Raw genomic sequence first — 19,790 nt, 5'->3', positions numbered from 1 at the left:
ATCGCAAGTCAACAGTGTGTCGGGGGACGGGGAGCAGGGTGCAGATCACGCTGAGCGGGGTGCGGGTCGACGGGCGTCGCGACCCGATGCTGGAGGCCACGGACCTCGCCTGGTCGACGGGGGAGTGCCTGCTCGTCGCGGGCGAGCCGGGGCACGGACACACCGCCCTCGCCCTCGTCGCGACCGGGCGGTTCGTCCCGTCGTCCGGCACCGTGCGCCTCGACGGCGCCGTCGTGCCGCCGCCCGCGCTGCGCGCCCGCACCGCCGTCGTCGACGTGCCCGGTATCAGCGAGCCCGACGACGCCCTGTCCCTCGCCGACGTCGTCGCTGAGGGCCTGGCCCTCGCCGGCCGCCGGTCGCTGCCGCGCGACGTGACGCGGTGGCTCGAGGAGCGCGCCCTCACCGAGGACCGCGGGCGGCGGGTGGACCAGCTGCCCGGCGTCGTGCGCACCGCCGTCCTCGCGGCGCTGGCGACCGAGAACCCGGACGTCCGGTTCGTCGTGCTGACGCTGCCCGACCGGCACGGCGGCGAGCCGTCCGGCTGGTGGGAGACGGCGCGCACGCTCGCCGCGTCCGGGCTCGGCGTGCTCGTGCAGTGCACGCGGTCGTCCGCCCGCGACCTGGGCGTCGACCTGCCGCCCGCGCGCGGCGCCACCCTGCACGAGCCGCCGCAGGTCGTGCGGCGCGAGACCCCCGGCGCGCCCGCTGAGGAGCCCGGCGCGACCGCCGTCCTCCCCGCCGCCGAGACCGGCCCCGTCGTCGAGCCCGAGGTCGAGGACGAGCTGGAGCCGTCCCCCGACCCCGACGCCCGCGCGGAGGAGGAGCTCGACGACCCGCCCGACGCCGCGGCCCCCGACAACACTCCGATCGACGACACCCCGATCGACGACACCCCGATCCACGACAGCATGGCCGCGACGCCGGCCGACGACCCGCAGGAGGAGGCCCGATGACCGCGGTCCGGCTCGCTCTCTCGGAGCTCAAGCGTCTCGCCGCCGGGCGCCTGCCGAAGCTCGCCATCCTCGCGATGGCGCTCATCCCCACGCTGTACGCGGGGCTGTACCTGTTCGCCAACCACGACCCGTACGGGCAGCTCGAGCAGGTCCCGGCCGCCGTCGTCGTGCAGGACGAGGGCACCACGACGAAGGACGCCGACACCGGCGAGACGACCGAGCGCGACTTCGGCCGCGACGTCGCGGACCAGCTGCTCGACGACGGCGGGTTCGGCTGGGTCGAGACGTCCCAGGCGGACGCCGAGGCGGGGGTGCGCTCCGGCCGCTACGACGCGGCCCTGATCATCGGGCCGACGTTCTCCGCCGACCTCGCGTCGGCGGGGGAGTTCGAGCCGCAGCAGGCCAGCCTCACGCTCATCACGAACGACGCGAACAACTACCTCGCGGGCACCATCTCGGACACGATCGTGGGGAAGGTGCGCGACTCGATCGCGGAGGAGGTCGGCACCGAGGCGGCCGACACGTTCCTGCGCGGGTTCGCGTCCATCCACACCAACCTCGCGGACGCGGTGGACGGCGCGAAGCAGCTGCTCACGGGCGCGACGTCGCTCGACGACGGCCTCGCGGACGCGGACGACGGCGCGCACACGCTCGCCGACGGCGCGGCGCAGGCGGCGGACGGCGCCGCGACCCTGGACGGCAAGGTCGGCACGCTGGCGTCCGCCGTCGGACAGCTCGACGACGGCGCGGGGCAGCTCGCGACCGGCCTCGGGACGCTGCAGGACAGGACGGCCGACCTGCCCGCGCAGACCCAGAAGCTCGCCGACGGCGCCGCCCAGGTGGCCGACGGCAACGCCCAGGTGGCGCAGTACGGTCAGGAGGCCGCCGAGGCGGCCGGGCAGGTGCTGCCGACCCTCGACGGCGCGCGCTCCGACGCGGCGTCCGCCCTCGACCAGGGGCGCACGGACCTCGACCAGCAGCTCGCCGACCTGTGCGCGCAGGTGCCGGACGACGCCGCCGACCTCGCCGCGCAGTGCGCCGACCTCCGCACGCAGGCGCTCGACCGCCTCGACGCCACGCGCGCCGACGTCGACGGCGCCCTCGACGCGCAGCGGAAGGACGTGGAGTCGGCCGTGACGACGGTCGAGGGCGCGTCCGAGAAGCTCGACCAGCTCGCGGACGGCTCCCGGCGGGTGGCTGACGGCGCCGCCACCCTGGCGGGCGCGACGCCGCAGCTCACCGCCGGCATCGCGTCGGCGGCGGACGGCGCCGACCGGCTCGCCGACGGCACGGGCCAGCTCGCCGCCGCCACGCCCGCGCTCGTCGACGGCGTGCACCGGCTCGCGGACGGCACCGGCCAGGTGTCCGACGGGGCCGCGGAGCTGGCCTCGGGCACGACGAAGCTCGCGGACGGCTCCGGGGAGCTGAAGAGCGGGATCGCCGAGCTGCGCGACGGGCTCGCCGAGGGCCTCGGCCAGATCCCCGACCTCGACGACCAGACGCGCGAGGACACGGCGTCGACCATCGGCAACCCGTTGGAGGTGCGCAACGACGCCCTGTCGTCGGCGGGTACGTACGGCGCCGGCCTCGCGCCGTTCTTCCTGTCGCTTGCCACGTGGATCGGCGCGTACGTGCTGTTCCTGCTGGTGCGGCCGCTGTCCACCCGGGCGCTCGCGGCGGGCCGGTCGGGGCTCGCGACGGCGCTGGGCGGCTGGGCCACCCCAGCCGCGATCGGCGTCGTGCAGGTGGCGGCGATGTTCGCCGTGACGAAGTTCGCGCTGGACATCCAGCCGTCCTACGGGCTGTTCACGGCGCTGTTCCTCGTGCTGGTGTCGGGCACGTTCGTCGCGGTCCTCCAGGCGCTCAACGTCTGGCTGGGCGCGGCCGGCCAGTTCCTGGGGCTGGTGCTGATGCTGGTGCAGCTCGTCACCGCGGGCGGCACGTTCCCCTGGCAGACGATCCCGCAGCCGCTCAAGGCGATGCACCAGTTCATGCCGATGACCTACGCCGTCGAGGGCCTGCGCCAGCTCCTGTACGGCGGCAACCTCGCCACCGTCACGCGCGACGTCACCGTGCTGCTCGGCGTCCTCGTCGTCGCGCTGGGCCTCACGACCCTCGCCGCCCGCAGGCAGCGTGTGTGGACCGTGACGAAGCTGCAGCCCGAGCTCGTCCTCTGACCTCCCCGCGCACCGCCTGTCCGGCAAGGGGGCAGGATGGGCGCGTGGAGTTCCAGGACGTGGTGCGCAGACGGCGGATGGTGCGGCGGTTCACGGACGAGCCCGTGCCGCCCGAGACGGTGGACCGGCTGGTGCGCAACGCCGTGCGCGCCCCCAGCGCGGGGTTCTCGCAGGGCTGGTCGTTCCTCGTCCTCACGGAGGCGGCGGACCGCGAACGGTTCTGGTCCGCCGCGACCCCGGCGGACTCCGAGCGTGACATGTCCGCCTGGCTGGCGGGCATGCGCACCGCCCCGGTGCTCGTCGTGGCGCTGTGTTCCAAGGACGCCTACCTCGGCCGGTACGCCGAGGCCGACAAGGGGTGGACCGACCGCGACGAGGCGCGCTGGCCCGTGCCGTACTGGCACGTCGACGCGGGCATGGCGTCGCTGCTCATGCTCCAGACGGCGGTCGACGAGGGCCTGGGCGCGTGCTTCTTCGGCGTCGGCGCGGGCGAGATGCCGGCGTTCCGCGAGGCGTTCGGCATCCCCGACGCGTGGGTCCAGACCGGGGTGGTCGCCGTCGGGCACCCCGCCGACGGCGGGGCCAAGGGCTCCCCGACGCGCCGCCGTCGCAAGCCGTTGGAGGACGTCGTGCACCGCGGGCGGTGGTGACGGCCGGACTGTCACGCCCCGACGGATCGGTGGGACGCCTACGCGCCGCCCAGGTGGCCGAGGGCAACCACGTTCACGCCGTCGGGCCGTGTGTAGCTGGTGGTTCCTGCTGTGAGGACGTTCAGTGAGGTGAGCTGGTCGGCGCGCTGGGCCGAGACCTTCTTCGCGAGCGCGGTGAGATGGGCCGCCGCGGTGTCGATGTGCGCTGTGCCGCCGAGCTTGACCTCGAACGCGGCCCATCGACCGTCTGCGATCTCGACGACGGCGTCGACCTCGAGACCGACCTCGTCGCGGTAGTGGTAGACGGTGCCACCGAGCGCCTGGGAGTACACGCGTAGGTCACGGATGCACAGGGACTCGAACAGCAGGCCGAGGGTGTTGAGGTCGCCGAGCAACGTGCGCGTGGTGGCGCCGAGAGCGGCGGCGGCGAGGGAAGGATCGACGAAATGCCACTTCGGCTGGGTGCGCAGCCGGACGCGCGAGCGGAGTTGGGGTGCCCAGGCGGGCTGCTCCTCGACGACGAAGACACGGCTCAAGGCATCGCCGACAGCGCGACATCATTGGTGCCCTCACCGCTCTCCGCCAGGGACATCGGTCGGAGCGTGACGCGCCGGAAGCGTCCTGCGCCGCTGTGCCGGGTGACATCGTCGGCAGGAGTCGCGGACCCGGTGAGGATGAACTGACCGGGCGCTCCGCGCTGGTCCACCTCGTGCCGGACGGCGTTCCACAGAGTGGGCGCGAGCTGCCATTCGTCGATCAGCCGAGGCGTGTCGCCTGTGAGGACGCTTCGAGGGGACGCCTCAGCCAGTCCGGAGAGTTCCGGAGACGAGTCGAGGCGGACGGAGCTCTTGGCGAGCTGAAGCCCGGTGGTCGTCTTGCCCACGGCGCGGGGCCCCTCGATGATCACCGCCCCGAAAGTGTCGAGCGAGTCGAGCAGGAGACTGTCGACCATGCGCCTGGTATAGCCGCTCATCGTGGATAGATATCACTTCTGCGATGATCTGAGTATCACTTCTGCGATCTCTCGAGTATCACTCTGACGTTCAACGAGGTAGCACTCCCGCGATGTCTCGAGGCGTCGTCGCGGCCCGCACCGCCCCGGCGAGCGCCGTGACTGCCTCGTCGACCCGCGCGTCGGCGAGGTTGCCGTACCCGACGACGATTGCCTCCTGCGGGGCCGCGGGCAGCGGCGCCGCCGTGACGCGGTAGCGGCGCAGGTCGGCGACGGCGACGTCGCGCGCCGCGGCCGCGCGGACGACGTCGGCGGCGGCGACGCCGTCGGGCAGACCGAGCACCACGTGCAGCCCGGCCGCCAGGCCCGTCACCGGCAGGCCGGGCAGCGCGTCGTCGAGCGCGGCGAGCAGGGCGGCACGACGGCGGCGGAACCTGCCGCGGGCGGCCCGCAGGTGCCGCTCGTAGCCGCCCCCCGTGAGGAACCGGGCGAGCGCGAGCTGGTCGAGGGTCGACGGCGCGGGGCCGCCCGCGTCCGTCCCCAGGCGCGCCCGCCAGCGCGGCGGCAGCACCAGCCAGCCGAGCCCGAACGCGGGGGAGACGGTCTTGCTGAGCGACCCGAGCAGGGCGACCCGACCCGGGTCGTGACCCTGCAGCGCCGCGACCGGGCGCCGGTCGTAGCGGAACTCGGCGTCGTAGTCGTCCTCGACCACCAGGCCGTCGACGGCGCGCGCCCACGACACGAGCGCGTCGCGCCGCTCGGGCGCGAGGGCCACGCCGGTGGGGAACTGGTGCGCCGGCGCGACCAGCGCGGCGCGGGCGCCGGTCCGCACGGCGGACGCGGCGAGCTCGGCCACGTCCACCCCACGGTCGTCGACGGGCACCGGTACCGGGACCAGGCCGGCGTCGCGCGCGACGTCGCGCAGCCGCCCCCAGCTCGGGTCCTCGACCAGGATCGCCCGGTGGCCGGCGGAGCGCAGCGCGCGGGCGAGGCGGGTCATGCCGTCGGTGGCGCCGTGCGTCACGAGGACGTCGTCGGGCCCGGCGCACGTGGAGCGGGCACGCGCCAGGTACGCGACGACGGCGCCGCGGGCCGCCGGGTGGCCGGCCGGGTGCGGGGCGCCCAGATCGGCGTCGGGGGTGTCGGCCAGGGCGTCGCGCAGCGCCCGCAGCCAGGCCGCCCGGGGCACGTGCCGCAGGTCGGGGACGCCGGGCGCGAGGTCCAGGCGGGCGCGGCGCGCGGGGGCGGCGCCGGACGACGTCGGGCGCGCCGTCGGGTGCTTCGGCGTGGCGTGCGAAGCCGCGCCGGCCGCGATCCGGGTGCCCGACCCGACGCGGGCCTCGCAGAACCCCTCCGCGACGAGCTGGCCGTACACCTCCGTCACGACCCACCGGGACACCCCCAGCGTCTCCGCGAGGGCGCGCGACGGCGGCAGCGCCGCCCCGCCGGGGACCCGGCCCGCGTGCACGGCGTCCCGCACGGCGCGCTCGACGCGCGCGACCAGCGGGGCGTCGTCGTCCCCGAGGTCGAGGACGGTGTCCCACGCCAGCACGGGATTGGTCTGGGTAGTTGCCATGAAATTGGACGGTACACCCGGACCGATCGGCATCTAGCGTCGTGGGTGTCAGCCGGGGGACCGCCCCGGCGCCACGCGACAGGGAGACACCATGCGCTACCGCACCATCGGTGACGGCACCACGTCCTTCGAGGTCAGCACGCTGTGCCTCGGCACCATGTGGTTCGGCACCCGCACCGACGAGGAGACCGCTCGCGCGGTCCTCGACCGCTTCGTCGAGGCCGGCGGCACGTTCCTCGACACCGCGAACAACTACAACGGCTGGGGTGGCGGGCACGGCCGCGACAGCGAGGACGTCATCGGCCGCTGGCTCGCCGACCGGGGGAACCGTGACGAGCTGCGCATCGCCACCAAGGTGGGCGCCGCCAAGAAGGACCCGAACCTGCCGCTGCAGCACGTGCCGCCGACGAACTACCAGGGGCTCGGCGCGGAGACCATCGCGTGGGAGGCGCGCGAGAGCCTGCGCCACCTCGGTGTCGACCACATCGACGCCTACTACGGCCACGTCGACGACTACGACACCCCGCTCGCCGAGACCGTCGGCGCGTTCGGCAAGCTCCAGGCGGAGGGGCTGATCGGGATCGGCGGCATCTCCAACGTCGCGCTGCACCGCGTCGTCGAGGCGCGCGAGGAGGCCCGTCGCCAGGGCGTCGCGCCGTACGGCCTGGTGCAGCAGCAGCTCACCTACCCGTACCCGCGGCCCGACGTCGGCCGGCACAACTGGGCGTCGTACGAGCTGCTCGACTACGCCGGCGCGTCGGCCGCGACCGAGCACCCGCTCGCCGTCGTCGCCTACTCGCCGCTCATGCAGGGCGCGCTGGTGCGCGACGACAAGCCGCTGTGGGACGGCTTCGACCACCCGACGACGCACGAGCGGCTGCGCGTGCTGCGCGAGGTCGCGGCCGAGATCGGCGCCACGCCCCACCAGGTGGTGCTCGCCTGGCTCCTCGGCGGCGACGTGCCCGTGGTCCCGGTCGTCGGGGCGAGCAGCGTCGCGCAGCTCGACGAGCTGCTGGGTGCGGCGGACCTCGACCTCGACGACGACGTGCGTGCGCGTCTCGACGCCGTCTGACCGTCAGGGGTGACCGGCGGGGGCCCTGCGCGGTCACTCCAACCACTCGGTGACGAACCGGTCGTTGGCGTGCACGTGCAGGGCCTCGTACACCTCGGGGCCGATCACCGTGAACTTGTGCGGCGTCCCGGCGGGGGCGACGAGGATCTGGCCGCCCACGGCGACCACCTCGTCGTCGCCCACCCGGAACAGCGCCCGCCCCGAGCGGAGGACGAACGTCTCCGTGTAGGGGTGGCGGTGCAGGCGAGGGCCGACGCCGTCCCGGTCGAACCGCTCGAACATCACCGACACGGTGGACCCGTGCAGGTAACCCTCGAAGTCCGCGCCCGGCAGCGTGGCCTGCTCGATCAGCTCGATGCTCGACTCGGTGCTCATGCCGGGTCGACTGCCGTCCCCGGCAGGACTGAGCGGTGTCAGGGGAGCGGCAGGTCGAGCCCGTGCCGCAGCCGGTCACGGACGGCGCGGGGCAGCTCGCCCCAGTCGTCGATCGTGTCGAGGTCGACGGCGGTGCCCGGGCGGCGCACGACCACCGGCCGTAGTCCCGCGCGCTCGGCCTCGGCGACGTGCGCCGCCCGCGACGCCTCGCCGAAGCGGAACCGGAACGGTGGCGCCGCGGGCAGCACCAGCAGGTTGGTCCCCGCCAGGTGCCGGTCGGTGGCGACGACGGCGGCGGCACGACGCCGTGCGTCGTCCGGAGCCGGCGCGCCCGCGGCGAGCAGGGCCGCGACGTCGTCGGTCGTGAGCAGCGGCAGGTCGGCGTGCGCGACGAGCAGCCGGTCCGCGCCGCGCTCGAGCGCCGCCTCTCGCCCGACGTCGAGCGCCGCGTTCAGCCCCGGCCGCCCCGGCGGTTGCGGCACCACCTCGATGCTCGGCGCGGCAGTCTCCGCTCGGCGCGGCAGCTCGAGCTGCCGCGTCGAGATCGACGTGCCGCCGTGACGGAGCGGGGCGAGGGTCTGGTCGACGAACGGCACGTCGGCGGTGACGACGAGCACGCGGTCGACGCCGTCCGCCGCCAGCAGGACGGCGACGACGTGCCGGGCCAGCGCCGCGACGAGCCGGCGTCGCGCGGCCGGGTCGAGCGAGGACGCCAGCCGCGACTTGCCCGAGACGCCGTCGCGCAGCGGCACCAGCGCAATCGTGCGGACGGGGGCGGGACCGTCCGGTGCGCTCATCCGAGGGCGAGCAGGTCGTGGGCGAGGCGCTCGCGGCCGGCGGCCCCGCCCATGATCGTGTCGGTGACGAGCACCTCGACCCCCAGCTCGCGGATCGGGCCGGCCAGGTCGGCGTCGGCGTCGTCCACGACCATGACGTCGACCAGGTCCGCGTACAGCCGGGCCACCCCCAGCGCGGACACCTCGTGCCCCAGCGTCTCGAGGATCTGCGCCGCCGGGCCCTTGATCGCCTGCCCGCCGACGATCGGGCTCACGGCCACGCGCCGTGCGGGCGAGGCCAGGACGGCGTCGCGCACCCCGGGCACGGCCAGCACCGGCTCCACCGACAGGAACGGGTTGGACGGCGCGACCACGAGCAGGTCGGCGCGCGCGATCGCGTCGAGCACCCCGGGCGCGGGCCTGGCTGCGGCGACGCCGTCGAGCTCGATCCCCAGCACCGCGTCGGCGTGCTGCCGCCGCACGAAGTACTCCTGGAACGCGACCCGGCCGGACGGCGTGTCGACGAGCGTGCGCAGCCGGTCGTCGGTCACCGGCAGCAGGCGGGCGTGCACGCCCAGCGACGCCGCGAGCCGTGCCGTGACGGCGTGCAGCGGCTGCCCCTCGCGCAGCGCGGCCGTGCGCACCACGTGCGTGGCGAGGTCCCGGTCGCCCAGCGTGAACCACGTGTCCTCGCCGAGCCGGGCGAGCTGGTCGAGCGTCGTGTACGTCTCGTCGGTCAGTCCCCAGCCGCGGGTCTCGTCGTTCAGGCCGGCGAGCGTGTACATGACCGTGTCGAGGTCGGGGGAGACGAGCAGGCCGTGCCGCTCGGTGTCGTCGCCGACGTTCACGACGACGGTGAGGCCGCCGTCGGGCGCCCGGGCGCCGTCGTCGGGCAGGGCGAGGGCGAGGCCGTGCGCCAGGCGGGCGCCGCCGACCCCGCCGGCGAGAAGGGTGACGCGTGTGCTCACCCGACGAGCCTACGGTCCTCGTGGACCGACGCGGGCGGAGGTGGACGTGCAGGATGGGGGCATGGCCGTCTTCGCTTTCTCCGTCGCCCCGCTCGGCGCGGGCGAGTCCGTCGCGGACTCCGTCGCCGCCGCCGTCCGCATCGTCCGCGAGTCCGGGCTCCCCACCCGCACCACCGCGATGTTCACCGAGATCGAGGGGGACTGGGACGAGGTGATGCCGGTGATCCAGCGCGCCACGGAGGCGGTGGGCGCGGGCGGGCACCGGGTGTCGCTGGTGCTCAAGGCGGACATCCGGCCCGGGTACACCGGGCAGCTTGACGCGAAGGTCGCGCGCGTCGAGGAGAGGCTCGCCGACGACGGCGGCACCGGGCACGCGTAGCCCCGCGGCACGTCGCCGGACCTCTCCGCGGGCGGCCTGTTGCGCCGACGCGCGCCTGGGAGCCCGCTGTGGTACACGCCACGCCGCAAGGGCCTTAGGCTTGCCCCGGGATCCGGCCGCCGGGGTCGGGTCCGATCCAGGAGTGGTGTGCAATGCCCCTGTTCGAGGTCGATGCCCAGAGGCCCCTCCTCGTCCAGTCCGACCGGTCGCCCGCAGCAAGCGCGCAGGGGGTCGGGACCACCGCCCACCGGGTGGTGGACAGCCATATCGACGGCCTGCTCGGCGAGCAGATCTTCCCGGTGAGTCCCGGCGTCGGCCCGGACGAGCCGCACCTGCTCGCCCTCGACGCGACCGGCTCGCCCGTCGTCGTCGAGCTCGTCGCCGACCTCGACCGCGCCGCCCTCACCCGCGCGCTGGACCACGCCGGAGCCGCCGGCCGACTGACGCGCGGCGCCCTCGCCGAGCGGTACCACGGCGGGCCGTCGGCGTTCCACCGCGACGTCGCGGCGTTCTACGACAGCGTGCCCATCACCCGGTCGCAGCCGGGCCGCAGCAGCGCGCGGCTCATCGTCATCTGCCAGGAGGCGAGCGAGGAGATCCTCAACGCCGTCGACTTCCTGCGTCAGCCCACCATGCCCGTCGAGGTGCTGAAGATGGGCGTGGTGCACAGCGCGGACGGGCGCCGCTTCGTGGACGTCTCGCCGCTGGTGATCCACCCCGCGTCCGCGCCGTCGGCCCCGAGCCTGTCCGCGCCCGCCGCGCCGGCGGCGCCGACGGACACCGTCGCCGCGTCCGACGACGCCGCCGCGCGGGCGTCCGACGCGCCCGACCGCGTCGACCCCGAGACCTTCGCCGAGGGCGTGGCCGTCGGGCTCGCGCTGGGCGGGAAGATGCCCGCCACGGTGCAGGCGCCTCGCGACAGGGCGGAGTCGGCGGCCCCGCCGTCGCGGACCCGCCGCCGGGCCGCGCGCCCGCGGTCGGCCGAGGCCGGCCCGTCGGATGCCGCGCTCCCCGGAGGCCCGCTACCCGTCCCGGCCGCCGAGCCCCTGCCGCCCGTGCCGGCCCCGCACGCTCCCGTGCCTCCGCCGTCCTCGTCGCCGATCCCGGCGCCCGCCCCGAGCCGCGCAACGGGTCTCGACGACGACCGCGACATCACCCGCGAGCGGCCGCCGCTCCCTGACGGAGCCCCGCGCCGCCGCTCGCGCTCGGACCGCTTCACGTCGCGACCGGAGCTCGACGTGCCGTCGCCGGACCTCGGTCGGCAGGACTTCGGTCGGCAGGACTTCGGTCGGCAGGACTTCGGTCAGGCGTTCGCGGAGGTCGCCGCCCCCGCGTTCGACCTGCCGGTGCCGGAGCCGCGCTGGTCCGGCGTCGAGGACGACCTCCCCCGCCTGCAGGTGCCGCCGCTCGAGCCGCCGCGTCTGCGCACGCCGCCGTCGGACCCGTTGGAGCTCGGCTGGACGCCCGCGCCGCACGACCACGGCTACGACCCGCTCACGTCGCCCGTCCCGCCGCCGCCGGAGCCGCTCGCGGCGTCCGGGTCGTGGGCGCCGCCCGCCGCGGGCGACGACGAGGTGGACCCGGACCTCGTCGCCCTGGCCGGCACGCTGGTGCACCCGACGACGATCGTGTGGTCGCGCCCGCGTCGCCGCCAGTACTTCGAGGCCGTGCTGCACCAGGACGGCGCCATCCAGCTCGCCGACGGCTCCCGCTACTGGCACCCGGACCACGCGGCGTCCGCCGCCTCGGGCTCGCCCACCGCCGACGGGTGGAGCGTCTGGCGCCTCGGCGCCGAGGGCCCGACCCTGATGGACGCCTTCCGGCACCGCTTCGCCTGAGCCTGGGGGCTGTTGTGAGCGTGACGTTGGCCCTGTTCCGGTTGCGAAACAGGGCCAAGATCACGCTCACAACAGGGCGGGGTCAGGGCAGGACGACGATCTTGCCGGTCTGCTCGCCGGCCGCGAGACGCGCCAGCCCCTCGCCGACCCGCGCGAGCGGCACCACCGAGTCGATGACGGGCCGCACGCCGGTGCGGGCGACGAACCGGGTCAGCGCGGCCAGGTCGTCGCGCGAACCCATCGTCACGCCCTGCACCCGGATCTCGTTGAAGAAGACGCGGGTCAGCTCGGCGGGCGGGGCGTCGCCCGACGTCGCGCCGCAGACGACGATCGTGCCGCCCGGCCGCACGGAGCGCACCGAGTGCGCCCAGGTGGCCTGACCGACGGACTCGATCACCGCGTCCACACGGGCCGGCACGCGGGCGCCCGTCTCGACGGCGTGCGCCGCGCCCAGCTCCAGCGCGCGCTCCCGGCGCTCCGCGGAGCGCGAGGTCACCGTCACCTCCAGGCCGGCCGCGGCGCCGAGCACGATCGCCGCGGAGGCGACGCCGCCGCCCGCGCCCTGCACCAGCACCCGGTCGCCGGGGGCGAGGCCGGCGGCGCCGAACAGCATCCGGTAGGCGGTGAGCCAGGCGGTCGGGAGGCACGCGGCCTCCTCCGACGACAGGTCGTCGGGGAGGGGCACCAGGTTGTGGGTCGGCACCGCGACGTACTCCGCCAGCGTGCCGGGGTAGTGCTCCGACAGCAGGGTGCGTCGCTCGGTGGGCCCGACGCCGTGCCCGTCGGCCCCGATCACGCCGTGCAGGAGCACCGGCGTGCCGTCCGCGGCCGTGCCCGCGGCGTCGGTGCCGAGGATCATCGGGAGCTGCTCGGGCCGCAGGCCCACGCCGCGCAGCGACCACAGGTCGTGGTGGTTGAGCGTCGCGGCGCGCACCCGCACGGTGGTCCAGTTCTCCCGCGGCTCGGGCTCGGGGCGTTCACCCACCTCGAGGCCGTCGAGGGGGGAGTCGGGCGAGAACCGGGCGACGGTGGCGGCGAGCATGCGTCCCAACCTACTGTCCCGCCCTCCTGGTGGTCGGCCCGCGCGGACGGACCTGGAGGTCGGGGCCGGAGATGCCCTAGGTTGTCCGCCATGCCTACCGGTGGGGTCGAGGAAGAGTTGGCCGCGGCGCGCGCGGCCGTCGTCGAGCACGCGCAGCAGTCGGTGCGGCGTCAGGTCGCGGGCCGGGAGCTCGCCGCGGCGGAGGAGGCTCTGGCGGACGCGCGGGCCTCGCTCGCCGACGAGGCGGCCGACGTCGCGCGGCTGGAGTCCCTGAGCCTCGCGCGCGTGTGGGCGGGGCTGCGCGGCGACCGCGCGCAGCGCCTCGACGCCGAGCGCGCCGAGCAGCAGGCCGCGGAGTACGTCGCCGCGACGGCGGAGGCGCGGCGGGACGCCGCGGAGCGCGAGGTGCGCGCCGTCGACGCCGGTCTGGCGGCGCTCGGCGACGTGCGGGCCCGGTGGCGCACCGCGCTCGCGGCGAAGGAGGAGTGGGTGCACGGCGCGGGCGGCCCCGGGGCGGCCGAGCTGGCCGCGGTGGCCGAGCAGGTGGGCGGGTGGCGTGCCCAGCAGGTCGAGATCGATCAGGCCCAGGCGGCCGCCGAGCGGGCCGCGCGGGCGCTGGCCGCGGCGGAGGTCGAGCTCCGCGGCGCCGACGGCTGGTCCACCTACGACACGTTCTTCGACGGCGGCATGCTCGCGAGCATGGTCAAGCACGACAGGATGGACCGCGCCGCGGGCCTGCTGCGTGAGGCGGACGGGGCGCTGCGGCACCTCACCGTCGAGCTCGGCGACCTCGGCGAGCAGGGGGTCGGCGGGGTCGGCGTCGACGGGCTCACCCGCACGCTCGACGTCTGGTTCGACAACATCTTCACCGACTGGTCGGTGCGGAACCGGATCGCCGAGGCGCGCGACCGCGTCGCGGCGGCGAGCCGCGCCGTCCACGGGGTCCGGCAGCGCCTCGCCGAGCGGTCCGCGGCAGCCGAGGCGGAGCTCGCGGCGCTCGCCGCCCGGCGGGAGAGCCTGCTCGTCGCGTGACGGTCGCCGTCAGGGGGCGCCGACGTCGAACATCCAGGTGATGCCGTACCGGTCGGTCACCTGGCCGTAGAAGTCGCCCCACGGCGCCTTGTCGAACGGCATCGCGTCGCTGCCGCCCTCGGCCAGCTTCGCGTACGCGCCCGCGACGTAGTCGTAGTCCTCCGGCCCGCCGGTCAGCGCGACGGTGACGCCGCTGGTGGGTGCGACGTACGGCATCATCGAGCCGGTGTCGGCGGCCATGAGCGTGAGGCCGGACGGCGTCTCGAGCTGGCCGTGCATGACGAGGTCCTTGTCGGAGTCCGCGATCGGCATGCCCGAGTCGGCCGGCATCCCGCCGAACGTGCTGACGTCGAGCTCGCCGCCGAGCACCGACCGGTAGAACTCGAGGGCCTCGCGGGCCTGGTTCTTGAAGCTGAGATACGGGTTGAGCCGGACCATGGGGGCCTCCAGCAGCGCTGCGGGGTGGCTGGCCGCGCGGGTCGGCGGCCGGTCACCACGCTAGGCAAGGCCCCTGACACACGCGCGGGCGGCGGGCACCGCGGGCCGGCGGCGGGTCCCCTCAGAGCATGTCGAGCGGCACGGGGCCGCTGGGCGGCGGGAAGGCGGCGTCGAGCTCGGCGAGGTCCTCGGCCCCGAGGCGAAGGTCGCGAGCCGCGGCGTTCTCGCGCACGTGCGCGGCGGACCCGGACCGCGGGATCGCGACGACGCCCTCTCCCGCCAGCACCCACGCGAGCGCGACCTGCGCCGGGGTGGCGCCGTGCCGCCGGGCGACCTTCCGCAGCGCGGGGTCGCCGAGGATGCGCCCCTGCTCCACCGGCGAGTAGGCCATGGCCGCGAGGCCGCGCTCCCGGAGGATGGGGAGCAGGTCGTGCTCCGGCCCACGCCGGGACAGGTTGTAGAGCACCTGGTCGGTCTGGCACGCGCTGCCCAGCCCGCCGGCGACGCCGTCGAGCTCGCGCAGGTCGTCGACGTCGAGGTTGCTGACGCCCCAGCCGAGCACGTCGCCCGCCTGCACCAGCGCGTCGAGGGCGGCCGCCGTCTCCGCCAGCGGCACCCCGCCGCGCCAGTGCAGCAGGTAGAGGTCGAGCCGGTCGGTGCCGAGGCGGCGCAGGCTGGCCCGGCACGCCGCGACCGTGCCGCGGGCGTCGGCGTTCCACGGGTACACCTTGCTGACCAGGACGACGTCGTCGCGTCGTCCGGCGACGGCCTCGCCCACCAGCTCCTCGGCCGCGCCCTCGCCGTACATCTCGGCCGTGTCGATCAGGGTGAGGCCCAGATCGAGGCCGGTGCGCAGCGCGGCCAGCTCGTCGGCGCGGCGGGACGGCGTCTCGCCGAGGAACCAGGTGCCCTGGCCCAGCGCGGGGACCGCGCGACCGTCGGGCAGCGTGACGGTGGTGGTCATACGCCGATCATGCCCCGGCCTCGTCCTCCTCGACGCTCGCGCCGGCGAGGAAGTCGGCGACGATGGGCCCGAGCTGGTCGAACTCGATGAGGAAGCCGTCGTGGCCGAAGTCGGACGTGACGATGCGCAGCGGTTCCGCCCCCGGCACCCAGGCGGCGATGCGGCCCGCCTGCTCCGGCGGGAACAGCCGGTCGGAGTCCACCGCCACGACCAGCGCGCGGGCCGTGATCTGCGACAGCGCCGACTCGACGCCGCCGCGGTCGCGGCCCAGGTCGTGGCTCAGCATCGACTCGGTGAGCACGAGGTAGGAGTTGGCGTCGAAGCGCCGGGCGAGCTTGTCCCCGTGGTGGTCGAGGTACGACTGCACGGCGTACCGGCCGTCCTCGAGCGGGTCCTCGCCGCCCTGGGGCAGCCGCCCGAACCGGACGTCGAGCTCGGCCGCCGTCCGGTACGTCGTGTGCGCGATCTGACGGGCGATGGCGAGCCCGGTGTCCGGGCCGTCGCCGTCGGCGGCGTCGTAGTAGTCGCCGCCGCGCCAGCGCGGGTCCGCCCGGATCGCGCCGAGCTGCGGGTGCGCCCACGCGATCTGGTCGCCCGACGTCTGCGCCGTCGTCGCGATGGCGGCGATGCCGTCCACCGCGATCCCGGCCTCGGGGCCGAGCAGCGCCCACTCCAGCACGCGGAGCCCGCCCATCGACGCCCCGACGACCAGCGACCAGCGCTCGACGCCGAGCTGCCGGGCGAGCTCGATCTCCGCGGCCACCTGGTCGCGCGTGGTGATGCGGGGGAAGCGCCCGCCCCACGGCCGCCCGTCGGGGGCGGTGGACGCCGGCCCCGTGGTGCCCTGGCAGCCGCCCAGCACGTTGGGCGCGACGACGAAGTACCGGTCGGTGTCGATGGGCGCGCCGGGGCCGATCATGTCGGCCCACCAGCCGGCGGTCGGCTGCCCCGGCCCGGCGGGGCCGGTGACGTGCGCGTCGCCGGTCAGCGCGTGCAGCACGAGGACGGCGTTGGTGCCGTCGGGGGCCAGCTCGCCCCACGTCTCGTAGGCCACACGCACGTCGGGCAGCACGCCGCCCGCCTCGAGCTCGACCGCGCCGACGTCGACGAACGCCCGGTCGGCGGCCGGGTCGCCCTCGCGCCACGCGCCGGTGGCCGGCACCGGCGGCTTGACGCGGTCCCGCGAGACCGGCGTGGGGCGGACGGTGGGGGCGGCCTGGTGGCGGCCGCCCACCGACGGCACGGTGGCGGCGACGCCGCCCCCGCACCGCGCGGAAGGGCCGGGCACCGCGGTCACGCGGCGGCCTCGTCGTCCGACGTCGTGCCGCCCGCGACCACGTCCGCCGCCGCGGCGAAGCCGAGCTCGAGGTCGGCGAGGATGTCCTGGATCCCCTCGAGGCCGACCGCGAGCCGCACCAGGGCCGGCGTCACGCCGGACTGCGCCTGCGCCTCCGGGGTGAGCTGCGCGTGGGTGGTCGACGCCGGGTGGATGACCAGCGACCGCACGTCGCCGATGTTCGCGACGTGCGAGTGCAGCTGCAGCGCCGAGACGAACGCGCGGCCCGCGGCGTTCGCGAGCTCCGGGTCGGCGACGTCGAGCTCGAACGCGATCACCGCGCCGGCGCCCTTCGGCGCGTACTTCCGGGCGTTCTCGTGCCACGGCGACGAGGGGAGGCCGGCGTAGTGCACGAGGCGCACGTCGGCGCGCCCCTCGAGCCACTCGGCCACGGTCTGCGCGTTGGCGACGTGCCGCTCCACGCGCAGCGACAGGGTCTCGAGGCCCTGCGCGAGCAGGAAGGCGTTGAACGGGGCGACGGCGGGGCCGAGGTCGCGCAGCAGCTGGACGCGCGCCTTGAGCACGAACGCGAGGTTGGCGCCGAGCGCGGAGCCCACGCCGAGGTCGCGGGCGTAGACGAGGCCGTGGTAGCTCTCGTCCGGCTGGTTGAAGCCGGGGAAGCGCTCGGGCTGCGCGGCGTAGTCGAAGGTGCCTCCGTCGACGATGACGCCGCCGATGGCCGCGCCGTGCCCGCCGAGGTACTTCGTGGCCGAGTGCACGACGATGTCCGCGCCGTGCTCGATCGGGCGCACCAGGTACGGGGTGGCGATCGTGTTGTCCACGATGAGCGGCACGCCCACCTCGTGGGCGACGGTCGAGACGGCGGCGATGTCCAGCACGTCCGCGCGCGGGTTGGGGATGGTCTCGGCGAAGAAGGCCTTGGTGGTCGGCCGGGCCGCCGCGCGCCAGGACTCGGGGTCGTGCGGGTCGTCGACGAACGTCGTCTCGATGCCGAGCCTCGGCAGCGTGTGGCGCAGCAGGTTGTAGGTGCCGCCGTACAGGCTGGGGCTGGCGACGACGTGGTCGCCGGCCTGCGCGACGTTGAGGATCGCGAGCGTCTCGGCGGCCTGCCCGGACGCGACGAGCAGCGCGCCGACGCCGCCCTCGAGGTCGGCGATGCGTGCCTCGACGGCCTCCTGCGTGGGGTTGCCGATGCGGGTGTAGATGGGGCCGAGGTCGGCGAGCACGAAGCGGTCGGCGGCGACGTCGGCGCTGGGGAACTCGAACGAGGTGGTCTGGTAGATCGGCAGCGCGCGGGCCCCGGTGACGGGGTCCGGGGTCTGGCCGGCGTGGATCTGGCGGGTCTCGAAGGTCCAGCTGGAGGTCATGACGTGCTCCTGGGCGGTGTCGGGCGCGGTTCGGGCTCGGTCGGCGGTGATCGGGCCGCGGCGGGAACCAGGAGGCCTGCGCGTCTGGGGCGGGCCGCGGCGGTCGGCTGCGCACGCGGAGCGGATGGCTGGGTCGACGAGCGGCCGCAGGCAGGCGAACGTGCGCGGTGGTCAGCGGCACATTCGACGGGTCATGCGGACGACCGTAGCCCGGCGGCGTAGCGCGCGACACCCGTGTCTCGCCATTCGGGACCAGGATATGGACGGCGTGTCGGCTTGCCTGGCGTGTCCTGGGCGCACTCTCCGGTGGCGCTCCTGGTCGGCCGGGGTGAGTCTGGGCGAGGTTGCCCGGAGCGCGCCCGCCGGCGCGTCAGCCCACGGAGGAGCAGACCATGCCTCGCACCCGCCGTGCCGCCAGGGTCACGTCGTGGACCGTCGTCGTGCTGCTCGCCTGCACGCCCGTCGTCGCCGGCGGGGTCGCGTGGGCGGAGCCCCCGTCCGACGACGACGTCGCGGCCGCGCACGCCGCGGCGGACGCCGCCGCCCTCGACGTCACCGGCGCCCAGGCGCGGCTGGACGCGATCCGCGCCGAGCTCGGGCGCGCCGAGGCGGCGGTCCAGACCGCCGCCGAGGACTACGCGGAGGCCCGCGAGGCGCTCGCCGCCGCGAAGCGCGGGACGGCGGAGGCGCGCGAGCGGGCCGACCGCGCCCAGCAGGCCGAGGACGATGCCCGGGGGACGCTCGCGGAGGCGTACCGCACCACGGCGCGCGCGAACGAGAACGGTCTCGGGCCGCTCGACGTCGTCACCGGGGCGCGCGAGGTCGGCGACGTCGTGTCGACCGAGGCCGCGCAGCGCGCGGTGGACCGGAAGGTCGCGGGCGCGCTCGCCCGGCAGGCGGACGTGCGTTCCGCGGCGCGCAACGCCGACGCCCGCTGGCAGGCCGCCCGCGCCGCGCAGCAGGAGGCCAGCGCGGCGGCCGAGGCCGCATTCGCCACCGCGCGGCGCGCGGCCGACGACCTCACCGCCCGCACCGCCGCGGCCGAGGACGAGCGCGACCGCCTGTTCACGCGGCTGGCCGACCTGCGCAGCACCAGCGTCGAGCTCGAGCGGCAGCGCGAGGCCGACCGCCAGGAGAAGGTCGTCGCCGCGCGCGAGGCCGCCGCGCGGGACCGTGCCGAGGACGCCTCGTCGTCGGGCGGTTCGTCGGGCGCGTCCGACGGGACCGCCGACGGGGCGGACGCCGCCGGGAAGGCCGGACCGGAACCCGAGCGCCCGCGGTCCGGGGGCACGGACGGCGCGCGGGCCGACGCCGGGCGGGCGGCCGAGCCCGACCCGCAGCCGACGCGCACCCGCGAGCCCGCCCCGGACCCGGCGCCGCGGCCCGACCCGAAGCCGGACCCGAGGCCCGAGCCCCCGCCGGTCAGCGGCGTCGGCCAGGGCAGCGCCGCGCAGGGCCGCGAGGCGCTGGCGTGGGCGCGCTCGAAGATCGGCACGGCCTACCAGTGGGGCGGCGACGGCAACCCGGGCTACGACTGCTCCGGCCTGACGTCGGGCGCGTGGAACGCGGCGGGCGTGTGGATCACCCGCACGTCGCGGTCGCAGTACCTCACGGTCGGCAAGGTCTCCTACGACCGGATGCGCCCCGGCGACCTGATCTACTACGCCAACGACACGTCCGACCCGTCGACCATCCGGCACGTGGCGATCTACGCCGGCGGCGGGATGATGGTCGAGGCCCCGCGCCCCGGCATCGACGTCCGCGAGACCCCGGTCCGCTGGGACGAGGTCATGCCGTACGCCGGCCGCCCGTAGGGGTTGTGAGCGGGGGGGGGGGGGGGCCGGGGGGGGGGTGGGGGGGCGACCCCCCCCCCCCCCCGGCCGGGGGGGGGGGGGGCCGGGCGGGCGGGGCGGGGGGCGCCGAGCCCGGGCGCG

Annotated in this window: 19 protein-coding genes; 8 read left to right on the top strand and 11 right to left on the bottom strand. The window is 76.0% G+C overall.

The features are described 5' to 3' along the window. The first annotated feature begins 38 nt into the window (after positions 1 to 38). From ACH443_RS12015 to ACH443_RS12005, 3 genes are read left to right on the top strand one after another with little or no spacing between them, the layout of a single operon-like run. Positions 39 to 953 (top strand): hypothetical protein, encoded by a 915-nt coding sequence (locus tag ACH443_RS12015; protein WP_430590433.1) that lies wholly within the window; start codon positions 39 to 41, stop codon positions 951 to 953. Then, entirely contained in the window at positions 950 to 3,130 is a 2,181-nt protein-coding gene (locus ACH443_RS12010; RefSeq protein ID WP_430590432.1) for a YhgE/Pip family protein, read from the top strand. Before ACH443_RS12015 ends, ACH443_RS12010 begins: the two co-directional genes overlap by 4 nt. 44 nt (positions 3,131 to 3,174) lie before the next feature. Then, the gene (locus ACH443_RS12005; protein WP_430590431.1) at positions 3,175 to 3,780 is read left to right on the top strand and encodes a nitroreductase family protein; all 606 of its coding nucleotides are present in this window, start codon (positions 3,175 to 3,177) and stop codon (positions 3,778 to 3,780) included. Positions 3,781 to 3,818: 38 nt separating this feature from the next. Here ACH443_RS12005 and ACH443_RS12000 read toward each other — a convergent pair whose 3' ends face one another. The 3 genes from ACH443_RS12000 to ACH443_RS11990 form a co-directional block, all read right to left on the bottom strand. After that, positions 3,819 to 4,316: a DUF4143 domain-containing protein gene (locus ACH443_RS12000; protein WP_430590430.1), complete on the bottom strand. Its 498-nt coding sequence runs from the start codon at positions 4,314 to 4,316 to the stop codon at positions 3,819 to 3,821. After that, the gene (locus ACH443_RS11995; protein ID WP_430557490.1) at positions 4,313 to 4,753 is read right to left on the bottom strand and encodes an ATP-binding protein; all 441 of its coding nucleotides are present in this window, start codon (positions 4,751 to 4,753) and stop codon (positions 4,313 to 4,315) included. The genes ACH443_RS12000 and ACH443_RS11995 overlap by 4 nt, the downstream gene beginning before the upstream one ends. Positions 4,754 to 4,823: 70 nt before the next feature. Then, positions 4,824 to 6,308 carry a PLP-dependent aminotransferase family protein gene (locus tag ACH443_RS11990; RefSeq protein ID WP_430590429.1) on the bottom strand — a complete coding sequence of 495 codons (1,485 nt, stop codon included), beginning with the start codon at positions 6,306 to 6,308 and terminating at the stop codon, positions 4,824 to 4,826. Positions 6,309 to 6,399: 91 nt separating this feature from the next. Here ACH443_RS11990 and ACH443_RS11985 point away from each other — a divergent pair, with 91 nt between their 5' ends. After that, on the top strand, positions 6,400 to 7,380 hold the full coding sequence (locus tag ACH443_RS11985) for an aldo/keto reductase (RefSeq protein ID WP_430590428.1): 981 nt from the start codon (positions 6,400 to 6,402) through the stop codon (positions 7,378 to 7,380). Positions 7,381 to 7,413: 33 nt separating this feature from the next. Here ACH443_RS11985 and ACH443_RS11980 read toward each other — a convergent pair whose 3' ends face one another. From ACH443_RS11980 to cofD, 3 genes are read right to left on the bottom strand one after another with little or no spacing between them, the layout of a single operon-like run. Further along, entirely contained in the window at positions 7,414 to 7,755 is a 342-nt protein-coding gene (locus ACH443_RS11980) for a cupin domain-containing protein (protein ID WP_429766749.1), read from the bottom strand. Between the two features lie 38 nt (positions 7,756 to 7,793). Further along, the gene (gene cofC, locus ACH443_RS11975; RefSeq protein WP_429766752.1) at positions 7,794 to 8,552 is read right to left on the bottom strand and encodes a 2-phospho-L-lactate guanylyltransferase; all 759 of its coding nucleotides are present in this window, start codon (positions 8,550 to 8,552) and stop codon (positions 7,794 to 7,796) included. After that, on the bottom strand, positions 8,549 to 9,499 hold the full coding sequence (gene cofD / locus ACH443_RS11970) for a 2-phospho-L-lactate transferase (RefSeq protein WP_430590427.1): 951 nt from the start codon (positions 9,497 to 9,499) through the stop codon (positions 8,549 to 8,551). The genes cofC and cofD overlap by 4 nt, the downstream gene beginning before the upstream one ends. Positions 9,500 to 9,560: 61 nt before the next feature. On the opposite strand from cofD, the gene ACH443_RS11965 reads away from it, so the two are divergent. After that, entirely contained in the window at positions 9,561 to 9,878 is a 318-nt protein-coding gene (locus ACH443_RS11965; protein ID WP_429733876.1) for an MTH1187 family thiamine-binding protein, read from the top strand. A gap of 251 nt (positions 9,879 to 10,129) precedes the next feature. Further along, positions 10,130 to 11,716: a hypothetical protein gene (locus tag ACH443_RS11960; protein WP_430590426.1), complete on the top strand. Its 1,587-nt coding sequence runs from the start codon at positions 10,130 to 10,132 to the stop codon at positions 11,714 to 11,716. Between the two features lie 82 nt (positions 11,717 to 11,798). Here the strand turns inward: ACH443_RS11960 and ACH443_RS11955 are convergent, their stop codons facing one another. Beyond that, entirely contained in the window at positions 11,799 to 12,758 is a 960-nt protein-coding gene (locus tag ACH443_RS11955) for a zinc-binding dehydrogenase (RefSeq protein ID WP_429766756.1), read from the bottom strand. A 90-nt stretch (positions 12,759 to 12,848) separates the two neighbouring features. Between ACH443_RS11955 and ACH443_RS11950 the strand changes: the two genes are divergently transcribed. Then, a complete protein-coding gene (locus tag ACH443_RS11950; protein ID WP_430590425.1) occupies positions 12,849 to 13,790 on the top strand; it encodes a hypothetical protein in 942 nt (313 codons plus the stop codon). A 9-nt stretch (positions 13,791 to 13,799) separates the two neighbouring features. Here ACH443_RS11950 and ACH443_RS11945 read toward each other — a convergent pair whose 3' ends face one another. From ACH443_RS11945 to ACH443_RS11930, 4 genes are all read right to left on the bottom strand, one after another. After that, positions 13,800 to 14,228, bottom strand: a complete 429-nt coding sequence (locus tag ACH443_RS11945; protein WP_429766758.1) for a VOC family protein — start codon at positions 14,226 to 14,228, stop codon at positions 13,800 to 13,802. A gap of 121 nt (positions 14,229 to 14,349) precedes the next feature. Continuing rightward, positions 14,350 to 15,192 carry an aldo/keto reductase gene (locus ACH443_RS11940; protein ID WP_430557483.1) on the bottom strand — a complete coding sequence of 281 codons (843 nt, stop codon included), beginning with the start codon at positions 15,190 to 15,192 and terminating at the stop codon, positions 14,350 to 14,352. 7 nt (positions 15,193 to 15,199) lie between these two features. Next, complete coding sequence (locus ACH443_RS11935; protein ID WP_430557482.1) at positions 15,200 to 16,489, bottom strand: homoserine O-acetyltransferase; 1,290 nt, start codon at positions 16,487 to 16,489, stop codon at positions 15,200 to 15,202. Further along, on the bottom strand, positions 16,486 to 17,907 hold the full coding sequence (locus ACH443_RS11930) for a bifunctional o-acetylhomoserine/o-acetylserine sulfhydrylase (protein WP_430590579.1): 1,422 nt from the start codon (positions 17,905 to 17,907) through the stop codon (positions 16,486 to 16,488). Before ACH443_RS11930 ends, ACH443_RS11935 begins: the two co-directional genes overlap by 4 nt. A 341-nt stretch (positions 17,908 to 18,248) precedes the next feature. Between ACH443_RS11930 and ACH443_RS11925 the strand changes: the two genes are divergently transcribed. Next, entirely contained in the window at positions 18,249 to 19,670 is a 1,422-nt protein-coding gene (locus tag ACH443_RS11925) for an NlpC/P60 family protein (RefSeq protein ID WP_430590424.1), read from the top strand. Positions 19,671 to 19,790 lie beyond the last annotated feature (120 nt).

This window comes from Isoptericola sp. NPDC019571 (assembly GCF_044389385.1).
In the GTDB taxonomy this organism is placed as follows: Bacteria; Actinomycetota; Actinomycetes; order Actinomycetales; family Cellulomonadaceae; genus Isoptericola; species Isoptericola nanjingensis.
The sequence above is the reverse complement of the archived record's forward strand: the minus strand, read 5'-3'. Positions and strand labels throughout refer to the sequence as shown.

Bases quoted from the DNA above. Each gene is read 5' to 3' on its own strand.
- ACH443_RS12010 (WP_430590432.1), top strand. From the start codon at position 950: ATGACCGCGGTCCGGCTCGCTCTCTCGGAGCTCAAGCGTCTCGCCGCC.
- ACH443_RS11995 (WP_430557490.1), bottom strand. From the start codon at position 4,753: ATGAGCGGCTATACCAGGCGCATGGTCGACAGTCTCCTGCTCGACTCG.
- ACH443_RS11990 (WP_430590429.1), bottom strand. From the start codon at position 6,308: ATGGCAACTACCCAGACCAATCCCGTGCTGGCGTGGGACACCGTCCTC.
- ACH443_RS11985 (WP_430590428.1), top strand. From the start codon at position 6,400: ATGCGCTACCGCACCATCGGTGACGGCACCACGTCCTTCGAGGTCAGC.
- ACH443_RS11980 (WP_429766749.1), bottom strand. From the start codon at position 7,755: ATGAGCACCGAGTCGAGCATCGAGCTGATCGAGCAGGCCACGCTGCCG.
- cofC (WP_429766752.1), bottom strand. From the start codon at position 8,552: ATGAGCGCACCGGACGGTCCCGCCCCCGTCCGCACGATTGCGCTGGTG.
- ACH443_RS11965 (WP_429733876.1), top strand. From the start codon at position 9,561: ATGGCCGTCTTCGCTTTCTCCGTCGCCCCGCTCGGCGCGGGCGAGTCC.
- ACH443_RS11955 (WP_429766756.1), bottom strand. From the start codon at position 12,758: ATGCTCGCCGCCACCGTCGCCCGGTTCTCGCCCGACTCCCCCCTCGAC.
- ACH443_RS11950 (WP_430590425.1), top strand. From the start codon at position 12,849: ATGCCTACCGGTGGGGTCGAGGAAGAGTTGGCCGCGGCGCGCGCGGCC.
- ACH443_RS11945 (WP_429766758.1), bottom strand. From the start codon at position 14,228: ATGGTCCGGCTCAACCCGTATCTCAGCTTCAAGAACCAGGCCCGCGAG.
- ACH443_RS11940 (WP_430557483.1), bottom strand. From the start codon at position 15,192: ATGACCACCACCGTCACGCTGCCCGACGGTCGCGCGGTCCCCGCGCTG.
- ACH443_RS11925 (WP_430590424.1), top strand. From the start codon at position 18,249: ATGCCTCGCACCCGCCGTGCCGCCAGGGTCACGTCGTGGACCGTCGTC.